Annotated in this window: 20 protein-coding genes; 12 read left to right on the top strand and 8 right to left on the bottom strand. The window is 36.5% G+C overall.

Annotation, left to right across the window (positions count from 1 at the left end; all coding sequences use genetic code 11):
- Nucleotides 1-108 precede the first annotated feature (108 nt).
- Nucleotides 109-1,857 carry a bifunctional diguanylate cyclase/phosphodiesterase gene (locus Q0940_RS11295; RefSeq protein WP_299268532.1) on the top strand — a complete coding sequence of 583 codons (1,749 nt, stop codon included), beginning with the start codon at nucleotides 109-111 and terminating at the stop codon, nucleotides 1,855-1,857.
- 218 nt (nucleotides 1,858-2,075) lie between these two features.
- Here the strand turns inward: Q0940_RS11295 and Q0940_RS11290 are convergent, their stop codons facing one another.
- The 4 genes from Q0940_RS11290 to Q0940_RS11275 all read right to left on the bottom strand — a co-directional run bounded on the left by Q0940_RS11290 (nucleotide 2,076) and on the right by Q0940_RS11275 (nucleotide 4,816).
- A complete protein-coding gene (locus Q0940_RS11290) occupies nucleotides 2,076-2,504 on the bottom strand; it encodes a DUF4426 domain-containing protein (RefSeq protein ID WP_299268529.1) in 429 nt (142 codons plus the stop codon).
- 90 nt (nucleotides 2,505-2,594) lie between these two features.
- Complete coding sequence (locus Q0940_RS11285) at nucleotides 2,595-3,137, bottom strand: YggT family protein (RefSeq protein WP_299268527.1); 543 nt, start codon at nucleotides 3,135-3,137, stop codon at nucleotides 2,595-2,597.
- A 103-nt stretch (nucleotides 3,138-3,240) separates the two neighbouring features.
- Nucleotides 3,241-4,083 (bottom strand): pyrroline-5-carboxylate reductase, encoded by an 843-nt coding sequence (gene proC / locus Q0940_RS11280; protein WP_299268588.1) that lies wholly within the window; start codon nucleotides 4,081-4,083, stop codon nucleotides 3,241-3,243.
- Between the two features lie 13 nt (nucleotides 4,084-4,096).
- Nucleotides 4,097-4,816 (bottom strand): YggS family pyridoxal phosphate-dependent enzyme, encoded by a 720-nt coding sequence (locus tag Q0940_RS11275; protein ID WP_299268525.1) that lies wholly within the window; start codon nucleotides 4,814-4,816, stop codon nucleotides 4,097-4,099.
- Nucleotides 4,817-4,858: 42 nt separating this feature from the next.
- Here Q0940_RS11275 and Q0940_RS11270 point away from each other — a divergent pair, with 42 nt between their 5' ends.
- From Q0940_RS11270 to Q0940_RS11230, 9 genes are all read left to right on the top strand, one after another.
- Nucleotides 4,859-5,917 (top strand): type IV pilus twitching motility protein PilT, encoded by a 1,059-nt coding sequence (locus Q0940_RS11270; RefSeq protein ID WP_299268522.1) that lies wholly within the window; start codon nucleotides 4,859-4,861, stop codon nucleotides 5,915-5,917.
- A 766-nt stretch (nucleotides 5,918-6,683) separates the two neighbouring features.
- A complete protein-coding gene (locus tag Q0940_RS11265) occupies nucleotides 6,684-6,941 on the top strand; it encodes a hypothetical protein (protein WP_299268519.1) in 258 nt (85 codons plus the stop codon).
- A 244-nt stretch (nucleotides 6,942-7,185) separates the two neighbouring features.
- The gene (locus tag Q0940_RS11260; protein ID WP_299268516.1) at nucleotides 7,186-8,472 is read left to right on the top strand and encodes a transposase; all 1,287 of its coding nucleotides are present in this window, start codon (nucleotides 7,186-7,188) and stop codon (nucleotides 8,470-8,472) included.
- Between the two features lie 51 nt (nucleotides 8,473-8,523).
- The gene (locus tag Q0940_RS11255; protein WP_363323580.1) at nucleotides 8,524-8,724 is read left to right on the top strand and encodes a transposase; all 201 of its coding nucleotides are present in this window, start codon (nucleotides 8,524-8,526) and stop codon (nucleotides 8,722-8,724) included.
- 233 nt (nucleotides 8,725-8,957) lie between these two features.
- Entirely contained in the window at nucleotides 8,958-10,811 is a 1,854-nt protein-coding gene (locus Q0940_RS11250; RefSeq protein ID WP_299268514.1) for a hypothetical protein, read from the top strand.
- A 150-nt stretch (nucleotides 10,812-10,961) separates the two neighbouring features.
- Nucleotides 10,962-11,384, top strand: coding sequence for a hypothetical protein (locus Q0940_RS11245; RefSeq protein WP_299268512.1), 423 nt, complete (start codon nucleotides 10,962-10,964; stop codon nucleotides 11,382-11,384).
- A 270-nt stretch (nucleotides 11,385-11,654) separates the two neighbouring features.
- Complete coding sequence (locus Q0940_RS11240; protein WP_299268510.1) at nucleotides 11,655-12,380, top strand: L,D-transpeptidase family protein; 726 nt, start codon at nucleotides 11,655-11,657, stop codon at nucleotides 12,378-12,380.
- A 143-nt stretch (nucleotides 12,381-12,523) separates the two neighbouring features.
- On the top strand, nucleotides 12,524-12,802 hold the full coding sequence (locus Q0940_RS11235; RefSeq protein ID WP_299268508.1) for a hypothetical protein: 279 nt from the start codon (nucleotides 12,524-12,526) through the stop codon (nucleotides 12,800-12,802).
- 616 nt (nucleotides 12,803-13,418) lie between these two features.
- Entirely contained in the window at nucleotides 13,419-13,832 is a 414-nt protein-coding gene (locus Q0940_RS11230; protein WP_299268505.1) for a DUF6491 family protein, read from the top strand.
- 162 nt (nucleotides 13,833-13,994) lie between these two features.
- On the opposite strand, the gene Q0940_RS11225 is transcribed toward Q0940_RS11230, so the two are convergent.
- The 4 genes from Q0940_RS11225 to rne form a co-directional block, all read right to left on the bottom strand.
- Nucleotides 13,995-14,378, bottom strand: a complete 384-nt coding sequence (locus tag Q0940_RS11225; protein WP_299268502.1) for a hypothetical protein — start codon at nucleotides 14,376-14,378, stop codon at nucleotides 13,995-13,997.
- Nucleotides 14,375-14,743, bottom strand: a complete 369-nt coding sequence (locus Q0940_RS11220; RefSeq protein ID WP_299268499.1) for a hypothetical protein — start codon at nucleotides 14,741-14,743, stop codon at nucleotides 14,375-14,377. The genes Q0940_RS11225 and Q0940_RS11220 overlap by 4 nt, the downstream gene beginning before the upstream one ends.
- Before the next feature lie 78 nt (nucleotides 14,744-14,821).
- Nucleotides 14,822-15,952 carry an SEL1-like repeat protein gene (locus Q0940_RS11215; RefSeq protein WP_299268497.1) on the bottom strand — a complete coding sequence of 377 codons (1,131 nt, stop codon included), beginning with the start codon at nucleotides 15,950-15,952 and terminating at the stop codon, nucleotides 14,822-14,824.
- Between the two features lie 285 nt (nucleotides 15,953-16,237).
- The gene (gene rne / locus Q0940_RS11210) at nucleotides 16,238-19,009 is read right to left on the bottom strand and encodes a ribonuclease E (protein ID WP_299268495.1); all 2,772 of its coding nucleotides are present in this window, start codon (nucleotides 19,007-19,009) and stop codon (nucleotides 16,238-16,240) included.
- Nucleotides 19,010-19,540: 531 nt separating this feature from the next.
- Here rne and rluC point away from each other — a divergent pair.
- Together rluC and Q0940_RS11200 are read left to right on the top strand one after the other, a co-directional pair.
- Nucleotides 19,541-20,527, top strand: a complete 987-nt coding sequence (gene rluC / locus Q0940_RS11205; protein ID WP_299268491.1) for a 23S rRNA pseudouridine(955/2504/2580) synthase RluC — start codon at nucleotides 19,541-19,543, stop codon at nucleotides 20,525-20,527.
- Between the two features lie 206 nt (nucleotides 20,528-20,733).
- Entirely contained in the window at nucleotides 20,734-22,524 is a 1,791-nt protein-coding gene (locus Q0940_RS11200; RefSeq protein WP_299268489.1) for a bifunctional diguanylate cyclase/phosphodiesterase, read from the top strand.
- The last annotated feature ends 42 nt before the right edge of the window (nucleotides 22,525-22,566 follow it).

The following is a 22,566-nucleotide window of genomic DNA, read 5'->3' as shown; positions in this document are numbered from 1 at the left end:
AAAAAGAAACGTCTTATCCAAATATTTGGAGCTACAGAGTTAGTTTTATTAGTCGTTTTCATTCATCGTTTTTTTCTAGGCAATTACCTGCAATGTTTATTAGTTGGTATGACCGCCGTTATATTATTAAGTGTTTATAAACTAGCGAAAGATAATAAAGTTGAGCAAGGCGCATCTGTTTTGCTTTATGTACTTACTTTATTAATGATTCAGTTTATGTGGCGTTATGGCGGCCTATACGACGAATCTGTTTTGGTGTATCCATGTATTTTGATCATGGCGGCCATGGTCGGCAGTAAGACGGTATTTATTCGTCTTTTAGTTATTATTTCACTTTCTATTGGTTTAAATGCCTGGGTAAATCATGAAGCTTGGTACACCAATGAAACCCCAATTATCAGCTTAGACAACGCCTTCATTATTTTATTGATCCTCTATTTAACCAGTTATTTTATTTGGATTTTAATTTATGACTTTAAGCATTTAGTCGACAAACTAAATATTGAAAATAGCAATGCACTAGAATCAAAAAAAGAAGTAGAAAACCTGTTGCATCACGATGTATTAACCGGTTTGCCAAATCGTATTATGGCAAAAGAGTTATTTCAAAAAGCCAGTTCAAAGGCGAATAGAACCAATCAAAAAATCTATTTAATGTTTATTAATTTAGATAACTTTAAGGTGATAAATGACGCGCTAGGTCACCAAGCTGGCGATGCATTATTGGTTGAGCTATCACAACGTATGTTTCAATTAGTACCAACACATGACTCAGTATGTCGTTACACGGGCGATGAGTTTATCGTTATTATGGAGTCAATTGAATCGGAAGAATATGTCGCGAGCTTAGCGCATCACTTTATAGAGCAAATTCAAAAGCCTTTTTATTATTTAGATAATGAATTTATATGCGGAAGCTCAATAGGCATTAGTACAACATCAACAGACGGCAATGAGTTTGAAACCTTAATAAAACATGCCGACGCGGCAATGCATTATTCTAAATCTCTAGGTGGAAATAGTTTTCATTTTTATAATAAAGCAATGAATATCCATGGTCATAAATATTTAAGTGTTGTATCCGACTTACGCAAAGCCATTGCTGAACAGCAGTTTGTTTTAATGTACCAACCTAAAATAGACTTGAAACACGACAAAGTTATCGGTGCTGAAGCATTGATCCGCTGGGAACATCCACAAAAAGGATTAATATTCCCGAACGATTTTATCCCGCAAGCTGAAAAGTCTGGATTAATTGTAGAGATAGGTGAGTGGGCTTTAGATCAAGCATGCAAACAAACGAAACAATGGATAAGTGAAGGGCTAAATCAAGGTCTAGGTGAGTTAACCATCGCGGTTAATGTATCGTCTAAGCAGTTAGCCAAAAAAGACTTTTATGCAAAAGTGAAATCAACATTATCACGTCATAAATTAGATGGTAAATATCTAGAGTTAGAAATGACAGAGTCTTTGTTAATTGATAACTCAGATGAATTAAAATTAACTCTTAGGAACTTACATCAACTAGGTGTGCACTTTTCAATTGATGACTTTGGTACGGGCTATTCTAACTTAGGTTATTTAAAAGAATTTGATATCGAATATTTAAAAATTGATCGCTCTTTTATTAGCGACTTAGCCACCAATCAGAAAAATACAACCTTAGTAAAAGCGATAGTTCAAATGGCAAAAGGTCTTGAGCTGGAAAATGTAGCAGAAGGGGTTGAGGACGAGAAAGTCGTTAAGATTTTAAAAGACTTAAACTGCGAAATTGGTCAAGGTTATTATTGGTCCAAACCAATAAACGTAGAAGAGTTTGAGTCATTTGTTACTTCATTTAATGCTTACACTCATTAATAGTTGGAATTGTAAGTGGGGGATTTTGAAGGCGTGTTTATACTTATAAGGCGTACTGATAAGAGGTGAGCGCTAATAAGGCGCGATCTTGTTTTAACGGATAATATAATGGAAACAGGTTCGAGATACGAGTGGCGAGTATCGAAAAGATTCGAGACTTAAGCTTTTACTCGTAGCTCGATACTCTACTCTCGTTGCTAGCGCGGTACCAATTGAGTTTAATCGACATAAAACTTTTGGCTAAACTTAATGGTTTCCGTTTTATTACCTTGTTGTACGTCTATTTCAAAGTTATATATTTCTTCATTGTCGTATTTAAGCTGAGCTAAATAATACGTCGCTTCACCTTCTGTCACTTTAACAAAATCCAACTTAGTACGCTGACCCAGTAAGTTTTTTGCCATACCTGATACATAAGCATTCTGCGCTTTGTTGTTATCTTTATTATCCAATACTGAAATATTTATAACCGCTAAGTATTTACTACGTTGTAGTTGATACTGTTTGGCAATTTCAGGCTGAATAAACGAACTAGGAAAGGCAATGTAATGGATGTCCCAATTACCTTTTGTGATCTTTTGTTCAGCATGACTATTAAATGATAATAATGCTGATAGTAAAAGTATAAAACTGCTTAATAATTTCATGTTAAATCCAGTGTTTTTTTTGTTCAAGAGCTTCTAAATCAATTCTCTACAATAAATTGCTTTACAACAAATTCTTTACAGCAAATTGCTCTACAGTAAAGAGCTTAGTAAATCTTGAAAGCCTAATTCAACAAACTTCAAACCAATTAAAAACACCATAATACTTAAGTCAAATCCACCCATATCAGGTAAAACACGACGAATTGGATTCAACATAGGTTCAGTTAATTGATTTAATAGGGCTTCAATCGGATTGTAACCTTGGCTAACCCAGCTCAAGATAACGCGAATTAACATCACCCAGAATATTAGATTAAGCACTTCTTTAACAATTGATATACTGCTAGCAATTAGGATCTGTACCGCTGGAAACCCTACGCCATACAACACTTGTAACAAAGCAATTTTAGCAAAGCCAACCAATAATAATAAAACAATGCCAGCCCAATCAATACCAGCAAAACCTGGAATAATACGTCTTAGAGGTATTAAAACTGGATTCGTGATTTTAACCACAAACTGACTTACCGGATTATAAAAGTCGGCACGAGTGAGTTGTAACCAAATACGTAAAATGACAGCCATCATGTATAGGTCAAATAACGTTGATATTAAAAATTGAGTTGCTTGCATAACGTTCTTATTTCCAGTGTTTAATTTATATTAAAGATAACGTGAATATTATAAAAAGTATAAGCCTTAAGTTAAGGTTACTCTTTTAGGATATTCTTTTGGATTATAGTTTACTCATTTCTTTTGCTCTTAATACGGCAGCGTCTAACGCAGACGACACTATAGAGGCTAATTCTTTTTCATTAAATACTTTAACCGCTTCTGCTGTAGACCCGCCAGGCGAGGTTACGTTAACGCGTAATTGTTCAAAGCTGTCATCACTTTGCGCGGCCATTTGAGCCGAGCCTAAAGCAGTTTGCAGAACAATTTGGTTAGCTGTGTCTTGATCAAAGCCTAACTGAACCGCTTTTTCCGCCATACGCTGCATAAACAAAAAGAAGTATGCTGGTCCTGAACCCGATACCGCAGCGATATCATCAATTTGAGACTCTTGTTTTAACCAAACCGTTTTACCAACAGCGTTAAACATAACAGAGGTAATTTCTTTATCTTGCTCAATAACGTCAGCTGAGTATTTATTTTGGTCAGTACCACAAAATAAACCTGATACTCCTAAACCAACTAACGACGGCGTATTTGGCATACAACGGATAATTCTTACATTACCAATAATGTCGGTATATCTATTTATTGTTAAGCCTGCCGCAACGGTAATAATTAGCTTTTGGCTAAAGTCGATACCTTGCTCAACTAAGTCAGTTAACATTGCCAACATCATTTGTGGTTTAACGCCCAAAATAATCACATCTGCTTGTTCAATAGCCGACTTATTGTCTAAGTCAGTTTTAATCCCAAACTTTTGATGCAGCGCTTGCTGCTTTTCTTTCGTTCGGTTGGTGGCAATAATATTGTCTGGGTTAATACCACTATTAACCATGCCGCCGAGAATTGCGCCAGACATGTTGCCCGCGCCTATAAATGCATATGTGTGTTGCTTATTATTTATCATTAAATTCCTCTTAATTTCTTTTACCAAATATAGCAGTACCTAACCTGACCATAGTTGAGCCACATTCAATCGCGACATCTAAGTCACCGCTCATACCTAAAGACAACGTATCTACACTTGGATATTGTTGCTGTAAGTCCGAATAACAAGCCAACATTTGATTAAATTCGTGATTTAATTGTGGTCGGTTACCGTTCTCGTCAGCAGTGTAATTATCAGGGATTGCCATCAAGCCTCTTAAAGTAACATGTTCTAGTAAATTAATGGACTCTGCCAGCTCATTTACTTGCTCTAAACTAATGCCTGACTTTTGTGGCGAATTAGAAATATTAACTTGCAGTAACAGGTTTATGTTTTTATTTAGTTCTTTAGCGTGAGTATCAATACGGTTAGCTATCTTAAGGCGATCGACACTATCAATCCAACTGGCGCTTTGGCAGATTATTTTAGTTTTATTACTTTGAATTGGACCAATGTAATGCCACTGAATATCTGCTAAATGGCTTAGCTCTTGATGTTTATCAAATAGCTCTTGAGCGTAATTCTCACCAAAAATTCGTTGGCCAGCATTGTAAGCCGCAATAACATCTTCAACAGGCTTGGTTTTACTTACCGCCATTAAGGTAACCGCACTTGCAGAGCGGTTGTATTTTTGAGCAATATTTTTGATATTATTTTGGGCGTTTAACAATTGAGTTGCTATGTTATTAATATCACTATTTTTTGACATGTTCTTCCAGTAGGTACAGTCTAACTTTTCTAGGTTTTATTTATGAATATAACCGAATTACTCACACTTAGTGTGCAGCATAACGCATCTGATTTACATTTGTCAGCGGCGACACCACCAATGATCAGAGTCGATGGCGATGTTAAACCTCTAGACGTAACTGCGAATACAGCGGACTTAAGTGCGAAACAAGTTCAGTCATTAATTTACGACATTATGAACGATAAGCAGCGCAAAGAATACGAAGAAAAGCTAGAAACCGACTTTTCCTTTGAAGTACCTAATTTAGCCCGTTTTCGTGTTAACGCCTTTAATACTCAGCGCGGCGCAGCTGCTGTTTTTAGAACTATCCCAGCAAATGTTTTATCCCTTGAGCAATTGGCTGCGCCAGATATTTTTAAGCAAATAGCTAATAAACCAAGAGGGTTAGTATTAGTGACTGGTCCCACAGGTTCAGGCAAGTCAACAACCTTAGCTGCCATGATTGATTATATAAATACCCAGCGACAAGAACATATTTTAACCATTGAAGATCCCATTGAGTTTGTCCACAAAAACAAACAAAGCTTAATTAGCCAACGAGAAGTACACCGCGACACATTGAGTTTTTCCAACGCACTGCGCTCTGCATTACGTGAAGACCCAGACGTTATTTTAGTAGGCGAGTTACGAGACTTAGAAACCATAAGATTGGCCATGACGGCTGCAGAAACAGGCCATTTAGTATTTGGTACATTGCACACCACATCCGCACCTAAAACCATTGACCGTATTATTGATGTATTTCCAGGTGATGAAAAATCTATGATCCGCTCTATGTTGTCTGAGTCGTTACAAGCTGTGATCTCGCAAACATTATGTAAGAAACAAGGCGGGGGCAGGGTTGCCACACATGAGATAATGATAGGTACGCCAGCCATTCGTAATTTGATCCGCGAAGACAAGGTCGCACAAATGTACTCGTCTATTCAGACCGGGGCCAGTTTTGGTATGCAAACCTTAGATCAGAGTTTGGTTAAGTTAAAGAATGAAGGGCTGATCTCAATGGAAGAAGCGGCAAGTAAAGCGGTTGATAAAAGTGTGTTTGGGGGCATGAGCTAGCTTTTTGTTTTTTACTCAAAGCTCGTGACTACAGCCGTTTCACCTTCGGCGTCCATACCTTTTTCAACAGCCAAAAAAGGCACAGGCTTTTGGTTTTATGTTATTACTGCGACATTGAATTTATACGAACTCTAAGGTTTCACCTTGACGGCGACCATACCTTTTTTCAACAGCCAAAAAAGGTAGGCGAAAAAGGCCGCTTCCAAACAAAATCAAATTCTTCATTAAATAGTTATTTTTGTTTATAAAAAAGGATTGGAAAATCGTCCCTGATAATCAATCCTTTCTCAGCATCCATGCTTCGAATTTTATAAAAAATAATATTTAACAAAGTGATTTTGTGATGGAGAGTTAAAAGCAAAAGCAAAAGCAAAAGCACTACGGCCGTGCTAAACATTTATTTAAAATAAAAATGAACAGCGAAACTGTATGGTTATACAGGTATAAGTAAAAATAAGTGAATTTGTACTGTTATGGCACGTTATGTAATTTATCAAAATGGCTCGATTAAGTAGACGTTTTTAATAAATGACTGATTTAAATATAAATTTTGGATAAATGTTTTTTACATAACGTGCCATTGATGGCGTGTTATGTAAATGGCTCGTTTTCCCCAACTCAAAAAGTGTTTGTTTATCCATAAATCTACTGGTAAGTTATTAGTATTATTAAATAAAAAAGTTTATTAGCGGAATAAAATCGCCTGTGGATAACTTCCTTTAACAGGAATTCGCGCTAATACGCTGTTAAGTGTAAGTATCAAACTATGACTAAAAATATTAAAAAGATACTCAGGTTCATAGATAGCCAAGAAGAAATTAAGGGTAGAGGATATTTCCGCGACGAAGTAGATAATATCAATGGTCTAGAAGAATCTCTTCGGCATCTATCCAAAGCAGAATGCGAGCAGCTATCAGAAGTACGAGATAATGAGCTTTATAAAAACAAAATACTGCTTGTGGTTGGTCAAAGTAATTTAATCGCACCAGTAGTGAAAGAGCGTATACAGAATGCACTCTGGTAAACACTTAACAAGTGTGTAAACCAGACCCAAAAAGCGTCGCTCGTTTGTGTATTCGCTACGCTCATTTTATCACAAACGCCCGCCACTTCTTGGGCTGGTTACACAGGCGTTGAGGCTGTAGAATTTCTCTAAAAATAGCGTTTAACGCTCTTTTTTCAATTAGGCTTATTTGTATATAAAATGTACTTGTTCGTGGTGGGCGTCTGTGATCTAATAGTTATTATTCGCTCAGAGTTAATTTCACATGGCTAACTATAAACCTGACTTATCCTGCCAAAGTAAATTCATTCCTGTTGATTTTACCCAGCAAATTATCCCTGGCACATTTGAATACGCACTTTCTCATATTGTTGATAACCACCTTGATTTAACGCCTTTTGATGAATGGTACAACAACGATAATGGTGGCGCTGCGGCGTACCCTCCATCTGTAATGTTGAAGATTGTTTTGTTTGGTTATTCGCGTGGATTAGTCAGTAGCCGCCGAATTGCAAGGGCGTGTGAAACCAATATTACCTTCATGAGCCTATCGGGGGATGTTCAACCTCATTACACATCTATTGCGCATTTTGTTGCAAACATGAAAGACAAAATTGAACCCTTGTTTACACAAGTGCTGATGATATGTGACCGTGAAGGGCTTATTGGGCGTAACATGTTTGCTATCGACGGCTGTAAAATAAGGTCAAACGCGAGTAAAGAATGGAGCGGTACATTCGAAGAGCTTGAGCGTAAACAAGCCAAACTACGCCGAGCCAGTCAACGGATACTTGAACGTCATCAAGCACAAGATAGTTTAGGTGAAGACGAAGTCGTTCATGACTTGAAACAGAAAGAGAAATTGGATAAAAGCGCAGAAAAAATTAAGGAATACCTAGCAACACATCAAGAAAAAACAGGGAGTAAAGGTAAGCCCGTTAAAAGTAATATAACCGACCCAGACAGTGCAAAAATGACAACAAGTAAAGGTACAATCCAAGGTTACAATGGCATTGCGATTAACGATGATAAACATCAAATTATTTTACAAGCCCAAACATGGGGCTCAGTTGGTGAGCAACAAACCTTAGCACCAGCGGTTACTCAACTAAAGCAACAACTTGATAAGCTCACAGCAGCAAAACAACCAAACGAGCATACGATTAAATTCACAGCAGACAGTGGCTTTAACAGTGAAGTGAATTTGGAATTCATGGCCCAAAGTGGCTTCGATACCTACATTGCAGATAATCAATTCAGAAAGCGTAATCCGCTATTTAAAGAAAGCGAAACGTATGAAACAGAGCAAGAAAAACGTAGATTGAAACGCAGCAAAGGTAAGCCAAGATTATTCACCTCAGATGATTTTCATTATGACGAAGCAACACAAACATGCCACTGCCCAGCGGGCAATGAAATGTGGTGCAGTGGGATAAATGTAAATAACCACAATCAACAATACACTCGATTCTGCGGTTACTTAAAAGACTGTAAGATATGCCCTCTACAACAGCAATGTATGCGTAAACCACCGAAGGACAGAGGAAGATAAGTACAATTTAAACGTGATGAGTCACGGAAAAAGCTAAGTTATGGCGACAAAATGAAAGTTAAGATAGATAGTCCAATAGGACGACGACAATACAGTAAACGACTAGGTGCCATTGAACCCGTGTTTGGAAATATTACCGTTAATAAAGGCATGAACAAATTCACGCTGCGTGGGCAAGATAAAGTAAATACCCAATGGCAAATGTATTGCCTTGTTCACAACATAGAAAAGTTAAGAAATAGTTTACATTAGACCAATAGTTAAGCCTTTATACCCACATCAAGCCTCACTTCATTAATTAACTCTATAAATCCACTTTAAACGGAATATAACCAAAACTATTATTGAAAATAGAATAAGTTATTGAATCTTAGAGGAATGTGAAATATTGTGGTTTTTATTTAAAGAAATTGGCTGAGAATGAGAAATTCTACAGCCTCGTTAGGTTAAAAAAACATCGAAAGAACAGGGAGTAACCAAAAGCAATGTTGAATTATGATGGGTGGTGTCGAAGAATCGATTTGATTTTCCGAGCCAAGTTTCCCTACTTGACCACGAGAATATTTAAGATAAGTACCTATGAGTATCAGCTATATGTTGAAAGCGAAGTTGATGACTTTGATAGTCTGGAGCGCACTTTTCATCATGAGATAAAATACGTTACGGCCCCTATAAAACTAGTCAACAGAATGCCTGATGGCTATGATCAGGAGATAGATGGAATAACAGATAAAGATATACCTTCAGGTTTTGAAGGAATACCATTTACACTAAATCAAACACTTATACATATTTCGTCTGTGCATTCTGATGTGATCTTTAACGGAATGTCTGAAGACCATGAAAATAAAAAAATAATTATTGAGGTCTGTGAATTAACCGACTCCAATACCATTAGAGATATACAAAAAACTGCAGAAGCGCTTAAGTGCCCATACTCATTTGATATCGTGACCGGGAACTCGTTAAACTCACAAATTAAAATTCCCGATGAGGTATTTAATATAGCTCCATCGAAAAGTAGAGAAATGTTGTCATGTGAGTTTTTAGTGCGTGATGAAAGACTTTGGTACGATAACGTAGATGGCATCTATGACGGCTCATTCAAAAAGTCTGACCTTTATTTCCTTGATCAGACTAAAACATCGTGCTTGGTTAACTTTTCAAAGTTTCAGAATTCAAACATAAGAAATCATTTGCTTCTATATGATGTTGTGTACTGCGTGCTTCCTTTTTCTTCTGATATGACAGAATTTTTAAAAACCCAAAAAATTACAAGGAATGAAATTCTAGACCTTGTTAAGAGAGGAAGACTAAAAATAATCAACATGCAGCCAGAAGTCCGCTTAGATTACGGCTTTATAAACGAAGCTTATTCGGAAAATCCATCGTCGGTAGTTAGCAGAAGAGCGTTGGCCGCATTGGCTGCTATCGACTTGGTCGAATTAAACGAGTCATATATTTTTAGCGATCCAGAATTGAATAAATACATTTATCCATTGCTCAAGGAAATTTCAGAGCTTACACAAACAAGCGTTGAAACGATAAGCAATTATCTTCTATGGCCAAAGCATGCTTTACGTACCAGCCTAGATACTCTGAATCAATCTGGGCCAATGGGGATAGCGCGTTATGGTGTTAATAAACCGATTATTGATTCATGGCCTAAAACCAAGGATAAAGAAAAATATGAGTTTGAATTTGTAGTGAATAGCGATCAAATTCATTTGGCACATGCATTAGATGCAACTTATTTCCCTTTTTATATTGATGGCGATAAGTATACAGACCACCCATACGCATTAATGATGGGAGGGCTCTTAAACTTTTATAAAAGCGCAAGCTATGAGGCTCTAAGCCAGACATTTGATGTCAAGGAAATGAAGAGAATAAATAATCCCAGCCTATCGCTAATATCTACTTTTGATATTAACGACTACATACCGATAGACTCTTTCGAAGAGGAGATATCAAGTAGTGTTGTACGAAAAGGGATGAACTCACTTTTCTCTGAGTTGTGCATGCTGGATGACTCTAAAAGAAATGAACGTATTTCTGAGTATAATACTGAAGTTAATAAGGCTTTAAGAAGCAAGAATGTATCTAAGCATGCGCTAGACTTAGGTGAAGATGCTATAGGTATGGTCGTGCCTTTTCTGGCCACGGGTAAAAAACTAATATCAAAAGGAACACAAGCAGCAATGAAAAAGTTCCCTGTCATCCAGAGTATTTCTGAGTTCGTTGAAGATAAAGCTTTAGAAAGAAGTGAGCAAGCTAGGTATATTTCTCTATTATCCAGAGTTAACCGTGTGGCGCGCCTAAAGCGTAATTTTACATAGGCACTCACCTAACAAGCACTTCCAGACCGACAGCTGGTACTACGCGATTTTTGCGTTACTCGCTATCGCTCAAACAATAACACAAAAACCGCTTCATACCAGCTGCGGCTGAAGTGAGCGTTAGCAATATTTCAGGATTAGGTGTTAAAAATGAGTAAAGGATTTTCAATTGCATTATTAGTGCTGTCCAGTTTATTGGTAGGTTGCCAATCAACTACATATAAACAAGAAGGCTTAACTTCAAATAATTCAGCTTTACTAAAAGCAGATTCCGAGCATGCTCACGGTATATTTGTGGCGCTTGATGAGCGCCTTTATATCAATACAATAAATGGTGAAGCAGCAGGTGACTTTTTCAAAGGGTATCCTGAAGAAGCTCGTATCTCTGAAGGTGAAAATAAAGTCAAAGTGGATTACCAAAATGGTCAGATAACTTCAGAAGGTTGTGTTCGTTTTAATGCTGAAGTTGGTAAAACTTATATTATCCGTAAAAAACGTGACGGTTTTACTGTTTATTATTGGGTTGAGCTTGAAGGCGATAAAACCAAAATAAGCCAAGGGTGCAGTGTTTAATATTGCTAACAAGCTGTTCAAGCGGGACAAATTACAGTTGGCTGGTTCCGCTCCGCTACACATTTTAGCCTGCATATTTTTGCCGCTAAACGGCGTTAGATGACAAGGGTAGTTATTTTGAAAACAGTTACAGATAGGAAATAAAGAAAACGGTATTAGAGACACCCACTTCAATTTGACAGTTTTTTGAAGTACTAGATTCAAAGTCAGTTAGTTTCATTTAAAGTGGTTGGCTTAGTTAGTTGCTATGTTTTACTCAGGAATGGCGAAATGAAAAAGGTTTTAGTATTAGTTGCAGTTGTATTTTTATTTCTTATTTACCAGTACGGTAGAAGCTTATGGTATCCAATAGTGATTAAATTTACCGGAAAAGCAACCGTAGCAGAGGTTATAACAAAACTGGAAGGGCAGGTTTCTCAGGAATTATCTCCTTTATTTCTGTCAAAAGGTATCCACTTTCCTCCTAAAAATTTGTCATTAATTGCTTTTAAAGACAGTAAAGAGTTACAAGTTTGGGCGTCAAACGAAGATGAAATATTTAAATTGATCACCCGTTACGATATTAAAGCAGCAAGTGGTGTTTTAGGCCCCAAGTTGATTGAAGGTGATAAACAAGTGCCTGAAGGGCTTTATAAAATTGAAGGGTTTAATCCAAATAGCTCATATCATTTATCTATGAAATTGAATTACCCTAATGCGTTTGATTTACAACATGCAAATAAAGAGGGGAGATCTTCTCCTGGTACAAATATTTTTATTCATGGCCGTTCTGCTTCTGTAGGCTGTTTAGCTATGGGAGATCCTGTTATCGAAAAATTATTTTATTTAGTGCATAAAACTGGGATCTCCAATACTAGAGTAATTATCTCTCCTACTGACCCATCATTAAATGAGCTGCATGCTCCAAGTAACTCACCTGAATGGGTTGGAAAATTGTATGAGGAAATTGTAACGCAATACAATACGGTTACTAAAAATAGAACCGCACTTAAGTAGTTAAAACAGCTCCATTAAGAATTAAAAGAAGAATAAAAAGAGCCACCCACTCAGATTTGGTGGTTTTAAATACTTGAGTTAAAGTTATGACTTTTATAAATATTTATAAATACGACAAACAATAAACACACATGGAGGTTGGTATGAAGGTAATGGTTTTTGGATTTTTTAGTATTCTTATTTTAAGTGGATGTGTGGCTAACCCACAAGATAGTGCTTTGTATGGTGTTTTGCAGGATCCAACACTGAAAGGTTGTGCTAGTGCCATTCCAGCAGATAAAAGTGATTGTGAAAGGCGTATAAATAGCAGTAAGAGCGTGAAGTTTGGGGAATATGAAGAAGAACCCAAGGTTATTCGTATCACTGGCATTCCCAAAAAAACGGTTGATGAATTTTTAAAGAAAAAATTTCCTAAAAATTAGTAAACACAAACATCACTTTTATTGTTAGATGTATTCAAATAACAAAGCCAGTTAGCGTAAGTTAATTGGCTTTGTTGTTTTGATCTGCTTTTGTTTATTTCACATACGTAAATTGATCATAAAAAATTCTGATAAACGGACAGCAATATTTGATTATCTAAAATGAATATAATGTTTGACTGAAATTTGATCTGATCCAATCATTCCCTAAAGCCCTAAAGCCCTAAAGCCCTAAAGCCCTAAAGCCCTAAAGCCCTAAAGCCCTAAAGCCCTAAAGCGAATAAAAGAGCCGCCCACTCAAGTTTGATGTTTTTCAATATCGGATTTAGATTCATGGCTTTTATAAATGCGAGTTATAAACAATAAATAAACATGGAGGTTGGTATGAAGGTAATCGTTTTTAGATGTATTCAAGTAATAATGTGCTGTTATATTAAAAATCTAATTTAATCATATACCAAGAAGCTAAAAAATTAAGAGAATGGCATTTGCTGTTCACTTCAACACTATATTATTTAAAATACTGTAAAGTATAGGAATTATTAAAATAACTGTTGCAATCGTTAAATGTTGTGTCTATATTTTAATCAGTACTTACAATTAATAAGGAAATAAAATGAAACATATATTAGCTATTACTTTAGGTTTAGTTGTTCTTTCAGGTTGTTCGTCAACAACAACTATGTCGTTAAATGAAAAAAATAATGCTTATTCGAAATTCGTAATGGATGAAAGTTTATCTAGCGAAGATAAGGTTGACGGTTTTAAATTTAGTGGTTGGACATCGCTTTCTGATAACTATTTAATAATCACCGCAAAACATAATAAAGACTACTTAGTAGAAACTAATGGAAGATGTATTGATTTAAATAAATCAGCTGACATTAAATTAAATCGTTCATCTAACTTGGCTATTTATAAATCTATTGATTCGATCTCAACTTCAAACCAAATGACTGGTGAGTGTTTTATTAAATCAATTTATCCAATAACAACAGTTCAAACTGATGATCTCACAAGTATCGGTTAATATTTAGTGAGGGGAGGCTTTTTATGAAAGTCACTCTTGTCTAAAAGAATCAATTTTTAAAACGCTTATTTTGTAATAAGCGTTTTCTTAAGACTAGAATAATAAGAAATAACCGAAACACACCATTATTCGAAATCATTAGCATATAAGCCGCAAACTTAACTAGTTATGCGGCTTTTTGCTTCTTAGTGCGCCGAGTAAAATAAACACGTGGCAAATGCAGACGGATAGAAACGCGCTTACGCCGAGAGCGCCGCCGTAGCCGTCAAATATGGGGACTAGGTATTCAAATAGCAGTGAGAAAATAATGGATGCGCTGGTTATGGTATAAATACCAAAGCGGTGTGGGGCGCTCATGCCAATAAACGTGCCGCCAAAGAAGACTACAGCGTATAAATCTGCATTAAAACCCAACGCGTCAATAATCAAATAAGCGATGATAGAAAGGGCTGCGGAAGCTCTGATTCCGTCAAAGCGATTATGTCTAGCTAGGTAAAATGTTAAAAAAGCACCTAATAGCGCCAATATTGGGTATTTAATACTCAAAGTATTATCCCTTTGGCTAAAACAAAAATAGCGACACTGGCAAAAGCAACGCCGCCGAGTTTACCGCCAAAACCGTTAAACATATTCATGGTCAGTACATATAAGCTTGCACCAATCAGCGAGATAATTGCAATTTCCCAGTAACTGGTGATTAGTTGTGTGGAGCACATTCCAGCAAAACTGCCTGCATAAATAGCGGCGTAAGGATGGTTTTTATATTGTTCAGGAAAAGGAATAAAAGAACCAACAAGTCCAACTAATGCTGCGGATATCACTAAAGGCAATGCAAATGTAGTGTGCATTGCAAAACAGGCAACAAAGCCAAAAAAGAAAGTGATGAATTTTAGCAGCAAAAATTTAATCATAAGCCTAGTATTTCAAAACCTAAATTCAAGAAACATACTTTTATACCTGTAATCAAAAACGGTGAATTTGTTTATTGGCTAAATTTTATTTAACTTGGCAAGTTCTTCCTTAGCTTGTTCTGTATCCGCTTTTTTGTACCAAATTTTTGCTTGTTCAATATCTACAGGCTCTTTGCCTTTTCCGTAATGATAAATTTGAGCAATATTAATATAAGCTTTAGTGCGTGAAGTATTTAGCATCTTGTCAAAGTTCTTAATGTTTTTAGCATATTGTATTTCATCTATGTCATACAGAGCGATTAACGTTTTGTTACGTTGTGCTTTACCCATTTTATCTGCATTAATTAAAACACTCTTTTGCTTAGTTAGATCATCTTTATAATACTTAGTGTATAAGTTAGATAGGTAGAAAGTAGCGGTGGTTTCAATTTCATTAGTGGGGTTTAAGGTTAATGCTTTTTTCATGAACGCTTCTGTATTCTCATGGACTAAAGTCTTCATCACACCGGTTTGTGAACCTCTATTTCCTAGAATAAGTCCAATTTCATAGATTTGATCTAAGTCATTTGATTTTAAAATATTTGAAAGGAGTAATAAGATATCTGGTATATATTCTTCTCTGTATTCTCTTCTTCTCAATAATATCCTTTTAAGATACTCAAGCTCTGTGAGCTTCTCTTCCATATAGCCTTTTTCAACCATAATGGCTTTTACTCGATCTCTGTTTATATATCCATAATAGTCATTTGTTTTCTGGTATAGGTTATAGAGATCTACTAAATCTTGTTTAGTCGCTGTTTTAATATAGACAGATTCAAGTTCTTCTGTTTTAAACTCTAAGAAATATTTAGAATAAAAGTTGAGAAGAGTTAACGTCGCTTGCTTATTTAGAGGGCGGTTTGCCAGTTTAAGCAAGTTTTCATATATTTCTCGTCCATTGGGAAACGCTAACTTTTGCTCATAAAACATCTTAGTTAAGGCTAGAATATCTTCTGAATTTGCATTTTCATCTATATCGTCAGCCCATATTTTATATTGCTTTAAACCTTCTTTTGTAGCCCCAAACTCGTACACATTACTCAGCTCTATCATTGATTTAATATCGCCTTGATTTGCTTTTTCAATTAAAGTTTCTTGAGAATCCCCGTTAAAACAACTCGTTAAGAGTAAAAGCGGAATTAAGATGATTGATACGTAAATTTTATTCATGGAGTTGGCTTATATTTTATGTTCTTTTACTTAAGATGTATTTTAACCTTAAGGATATCAAATGGTAAGTTATTTTATCCTTCGTAGCGGTCTCAATATTTGTATTGCTTAAGTCGTGGGACTGTCGGATAAAAAACTGGATGACAATAATCGTCAATCAAGTTGAAAACAAAACACCTTTAAAAGACAGGGTTGAAGTAACAGAAATAAAAAAACCGCTCAATGAGCGGTTTTCTTTTAAGACTAAGAAGAATAACGAGTATTAGTCGTTATTCTTTATGCCTATTATAGTGTTTTTGTCGTTGTAGACGTTGAGCTACTTGTTGCTGATGCAGAACCACCAGTTCTTGTAGACTTAACCACTGCTGTTCTATTTGCGTCATCCATTGCTGTTGGAACACCAACAGAAACTGACTCAACCGGAGCTGGTTTTGTCATAGGAGCGCTTGAAGAACCACCAGTTGTAGCTTTAGTTTTAACTGCCGCTTTTGCTTTTGGCTTAGCCACTGCTTTCGCTTTAGGCTTAGCTGCTTTAGGCTTTTCATCTGCAACTTCTGTTTCAGTTTCTGCAGGAGTCGCTGGCTTTTCAACTTTTGCTTTTACAGCTCTTTTAGCTCTAGGCTTAGCCGGTGATTTTTCTGCTACTGTATCAACCTTAGCTGTTTCAGTAGTTTCTGTTGCTTCCGTTATAGGGCTTTCAACTGGAGTTGTGTTGCTTACTTCAGTATCAACTACAGGCTTTGCTTTAGCTTTAGGAGCTGCTTTCTTTTTAGCTGGTGCTTTTTTCACAACTTTAGCAGGCGCTTTAACACCTTGAGCAATGTTAGCAATCACTTTACGTTTTTGCTTAGTCACTTGAGTATTATTACGAATACCACGTTTTGACTTCATTACTTTTTTAGTAGCGACTTCAGCAACTACTGCAGTATTAACTTCAACAGCTGTATTTACGTCTGCAACTGGTGCGTCAGTACTAGCATTTTCTGTTCTCTTAATACGTACATTTTTACGGTTACTACGACGTTGTCTACGTTCAGCGTTGTGCACTTCTTTACGTTCTGGTGTTGTACGCTCAGAATTTTGAGTAGCGACAGGCTTTTTACGAGTGTCAGTACGATTTTCATTACGAGCTTCGCGTGGAGCGTCTTGATTACGACGAGTATCTTTTTGATTCGTACGTCGAGTATCTTTTTGATCCGTACGTGTATTATCACGTTTGTCGTTACGTTCGTTTGGTTTTCTTTCACCATTGCGAGCATTACGAGGACGGTTCTTTTGATTACCACCACGACGGTTCTCGTTTTTACCTTTGTAATTACTATTACGGTTTTTATGTTGAGGCTTAGGCTGTTCTTTCTTAGCAAATAACGAACTTATCCATTTAACCGCTTTTGATATTAAGCCTGGTTGTTTAGGTTTGTCATTTTTTGCTGGTGCTGTCGCTTTTGGCGCAGCAGCTTTAGGAGAAGCAAAACCTTTTAATACTGGCTCTTCAATTTCTTTCTTAGATAAAGGAATGATTTCTTTAGTTAACTCAGGTTCTTCTGGGCGAGTTACTAATTTAAAGCTTGAGTCAGCAATATCTTCATCAATACGTACACGTACAACATCGTAATGTGGTGTATCCATATGGATGTTAGGGATAACCATGATGTTAACTTTATTGTTGTTTTCAATGTGACGAATTGAGTCACGTTTTTCATTCAACAAATAAGACGATACTGGAACAGGCACTTGTGCTTGAATTTGAGCTGTGTTGTCTTTTATCGCTTCTTCTTCAATTAGACGAAGAATTGATAACGCTAACGACTCATTACTTCTTACAGTACCTTGGCCATCACAACGAGGACAAGTATGTTGACTTGCATCACCTAGTGAAGGACGAAGACGTTGACGAGACATTTCAAGTAGACCAAAACGACTGATCTTGCCGATTTGAACACGGGCTCTGTCTTGTTTAATACTGTCTTTTAAACGGTTCTCAACATCACGTTGATGTTTTGGTGGAGTCATATCGATAAAGTCGATAACTAACAAACCGCCTAAGTCACGTAAGCGTAATTGACGCGCAATTTCTTCTGCTGCTTCTAAGTTGGTATTTAGAGCAGTCTCTTCAATGTCGCTACCTTTGGTGGCTTTTGAGGAGTTGATATCAATAGAAACTAGTGCTTCTGTTGGGTCAATAACAATTGAGCCACCAGACGGTAATCTAACTTCACGTTGGAAGGCAGATTCAATTTGGCTTTCAATTTGATAATGAGTAAACAGCGGAACTTCACCTTGATACAGCTTTACGCGTTCAATGAAGTCAGGTCTGAATAATTCGATGTGACCGCGAGCTTCGTTATAAACGTTTTGGTTATCAATTAATATTTCACCAACATCACGTTTTAAGTAATCACGGATAGCACGGAATACAACGTTACTTTCTTGATGTATTAAGAAAGGAGCCGGCATGCTTTCAGATGCTTGCTGAATAGCTTCCCAATGTAATAGTAGGGCGCCTAAGTCGTATTCTAATTCTTCATAAGATTTACCAACACCTGCGGTACGAACAATTAAGCCCATGCCTTTTGGTAATTCTAATTTGTTTAATGCTGATTTTAGCTGTGTTCTTTCATCACCTTCAATACGACGAGAAATACCACCGGCACGAGGATTATTTGGCATTAATACCAAGTAGCTTCCTGCAACGCTGATAAACGTAGTTAAGGCTGCGCCTTTTTGACCACGTTCTTCTTTGTCGATTTGAACGATTACTTCTTGTCCTTCCTTTATCACTTCTTTGATATTTGGACGGCCAGAAAATTTGTAATCTGATGGGAAATAGTTACGAGCTATTTCTTTAAGAGGTAGGAATCCGTGACGGTCTGCACCGTAACTAACAAAAGCGGCTTCTAAACTCGGCTCTACTCTTGTTATTGTTCCTTTATAGATGTTGGCCTTTTTTTGTTCATGACCTGGACTTTCAATATCCAAATCATATAACTTTTGACCATCAACCAATGCAACACGCATCTCTTCTTGTTGCGTGGCATTAATTAGCATGCGTTTCATTATGTGAGTCTTCTTTTTTATCAAAGGCCACGTTTCGCACGTTTATATCTGCACTTTCTAAACACCTCGGCGCTGTATAGTTTCACAACTATTGCTTACTGTATTTCAATCATCACGATTGTAATCAAGGATAATGGATTCTATTTTTAAGAATTCTTCGGTGCCTTTAGCATATAAACGCTATTGGAATTCGTGGCACTGGTTAAGTTAACGCCTCTAAATATCGACTGGTCTGAACGGTTAAAGTAGAGGGTAATATGATACTCGCATTACCTTACTTAGATGGCGTGGAGGTCTGAAGCTTTTTGGTCTGCCAGTAATATGTACATGGCTTTATCGATTAACTCTGATATGATCGTGTCTTCAAACCCTGCTCCGTTACATGACTCTTATGTTCATTACCTGAGGCAGTTCAATCAGTTGCTTTATATTCTAAAGCGCCGTTATTATCGGTCGCAAATGCATATATAGCAACTGAATTAATAGTTTATTTATATAAATGTTAAATTAATCACTAGTGAAAGCCAAAAAATGCCTGAAAATGAAATAAATTATCCAAAAGTTCAGCAAGTAGAAATCGACGAAACTTATGCAGGACAGCGGATTGATAATTTTTTAATCACTCGATTAAAAGGTGTACCTAAAAGTGTGATTTATCGTATCATTCGCAAAGGCGAAGTTCGTGTTAACAAAGGCCGAATCAAACAAACCTACAAATTGCAGTTAAATGACATTGTTCGCGTTCCTCCTGTGCGAGTTAGCCAAGAGTCGCAACCTGCAATATCGGACAAACTTCAAGCTGTACAAGATTTAGAAAAAGCCATCATTTATGAAGATAAAACGCTGATTGTATTAAACAAACCTTCTGGTATTGCTGTTCATGGTGGTAGCGGTTTAAAGTTTGGCGTTATTGAAGCACTAAGAGCCTTACGTCCTAGAGAAAAAATGATGGAGTTAGTTCATCGTTTAGACCGAGATACCTCTGGTATTTTACTTATTGCTAAACGTCGTTCAGTGTTAGTTGCTTTGCACGAGCAGTTACGTATCAAAACCATGAACAAAGTTTATTGGGCATTAGTGAAAGGGCAGTGGAGTGCAAGTCAACGTTCGGTTCAAGAACCTTTATTAAAAATTAATACTAAGTCAGGTGAACGAATTGTAGTGGTTAACCGTGAAGACGGTAAAAAATCATGCACTTTGTTTGAAGTTATTGAAGAGTTTGATGGTGCTACGTTAGTTGAAGCAAGACCGCAAACTGGCCGTACTCACCAAATCCGTGTGCATACAGCATGTAAAGATCATCCAATCGCTTGTGATGATAAATACGGTGACAGAGAATTCGACAAGTTAGTTAAAAAAGTAGGTATTAATAGACTGTTTTTACACGCTAAAGAAATTTCGTTCTTTCATCCTGTGTCAGAAACTACAGTGCATTTTGAAGCGCCTTTAGATCCTGTGTTAGAAAAAGGCTTGGTAAAACTAAAAGCGTTAACATCTGTTAACCGTGAAGCCGAATAGCAATTAACTATACAATTCATCATATACTTCATCATATACTTCATCATATACTTCATCATAAAGTCACTTTCATCAATATAAAAGACTGAAAGTGACTTTATTAAAGATAAACAGCCCTTAGCAACAAGCTACTGGTAACAAAACCGACATAATCAAATGTTACATTACAGATATATGTTCTTTATATATTACTTGTGTAGGTTAATGTGTCGTACCCAACCTCCTTACTTGAAGAAATTACCCGACTAATTTTAGACCGCAGTTTAACCATAGTATTCCAACCCATATTTGATATAGAACAAGAATCTATTTTAGGTTACGAAGCCCTAACTCGTTTGCCTGCTGATTCTATTATCAGAAATCCTGATCATTTATTTACAGCCGCTGATCAAGTGGGCATGTTATCTGAGTTAGAGCTTCACTGTCGTCAGCAAGCAATTAATCGTTTTGCTCAATTAAAATTGACGGGATTATTATTTTTAAATGTCAGTCCGTGTACTTTGTCTCAACCTGATCACCCAAAAGGAGAAACATTAAATTTATTAAAATGCGCTGGAATTTCCCCTGATAATGTTGTGATAGAGATCACTGAGCAGTTTGAAGCCAATGACAATCACATTCTAAAACAAAGTCTAGAGCATTACCGAGAGCTAGGTTTTAAAATTGCTATTGATGATTTAGGAACAGGGCATTCTGGATTGAAGCAATGGTCAGAGCTTAGGCCTGATATTGTAAAAATAGACCGCTATTTTATTAGCGGTTGTCATCAAAATATAGTGAAACGTGAATTACTCAGAACTATTTTTGAATTGGGGACCGCGACCGGAGTGTCTATTATTGCTGAAGGGATTGAGCTTAATGAAGAATTTTTGTTGCTAGAAAAAATGGGCATGCAGTTCGCACAAGGATTTTTATTATCCAAACCAGAAGAGTTCCCCGATGTTAAGTTGCCAGATAGCTTAAGTTTGCGCCAGCTTGGGCCAAGTAAGTTGTTAAGTGATAACAAAACATTTGAGTTAGAAAAATTAATTGTTCATGTTAAACCAGTTGCAATTGATGAAGTATGTTCAAAGGTTTATCAAATATTTAAAACCTCTGTAAAAATACAATCTATTGCGGTTATTGATGAAAATGAAAAACCAATTGGGGTTATTTACAGAGATACATTGGCAGAAATATTTTCGTCTGATTACGGACATGCATTATACGATAAAAAGCCAATTACTAATTTGATGGATAATTTACCATTTACCGCAGATATTTCAGCATCTATAGATGATGTCAGCAGCTTAGTTACGGATAATACGCATTTTGACTTACGACCAGAGTTCATTGTGGTAGACAAAGGTAAATACGTTGGAGTCGCAAGCATTCGTTCCTTATTAAAAATCATGACTGAACAAAAAATCCAACATGCACAGCATGCTAATCCGTTAACTATGTTGCCAGGTAATATTATAATCGAACAAAAAATTATCCAGCTGTTATCCAGTAAAAAGTCATTTTCAATGGCATATTTTGATTTGAACCACTTTAAACCATTTAATGATCTCTACGGTTATGCAGATGGGGATGTAGTTATTCGTTTGGTGGCGGATGTTTTATCTAAAGTGTGTTCCGATGCATTTGTAGGCCACGTGGGAGGAGATGACTTTGTAGTGTTGTTTCAGCATCAAGAGCCAGAATTTGCATGTAGAAAAGTATTAGAGGTCTTTGACCAGCGAATTATTAGCATTTTTAAGCCGGATCATTTAGCTGAGGGCGGATATTATTCAACGTGTAGAAAAGGCAATAAAGAATGGTTTTCATTAATATCTTTATCCTGCGGAATTATTCATCCTAATGTCAGTATTGTTCAGTCACATCTAGATGTTGCCAATTTAGCGTCAGAAGCAAAAAAAATGGCAAAAAAAATGTTAGTAGGTGAGGTTTATATTCAGCCGCAATCAAATATGGATTTAAACAGAAAGTTGAGAGTGAACGGGATAATGAATTAATAGACTGCCCTTAAAAGAAGATAAAGGTTTAGTTAAATTAAT

The sequence above is a fragment of the uncultured Psychrosphaera sp. genome (genome assembly GCF_947500655.1).
In the GTDB taxonomy this organism is placed as follows: domain Bacteria; phylum Pseudomonadota; class Gammaproteobacteria; order Enterobacterales; family Alteromonadaceae; genus Psychrosphaera.
This window is presented reverse-complemented; position numbering and strand designations above follow the sequence as displayed.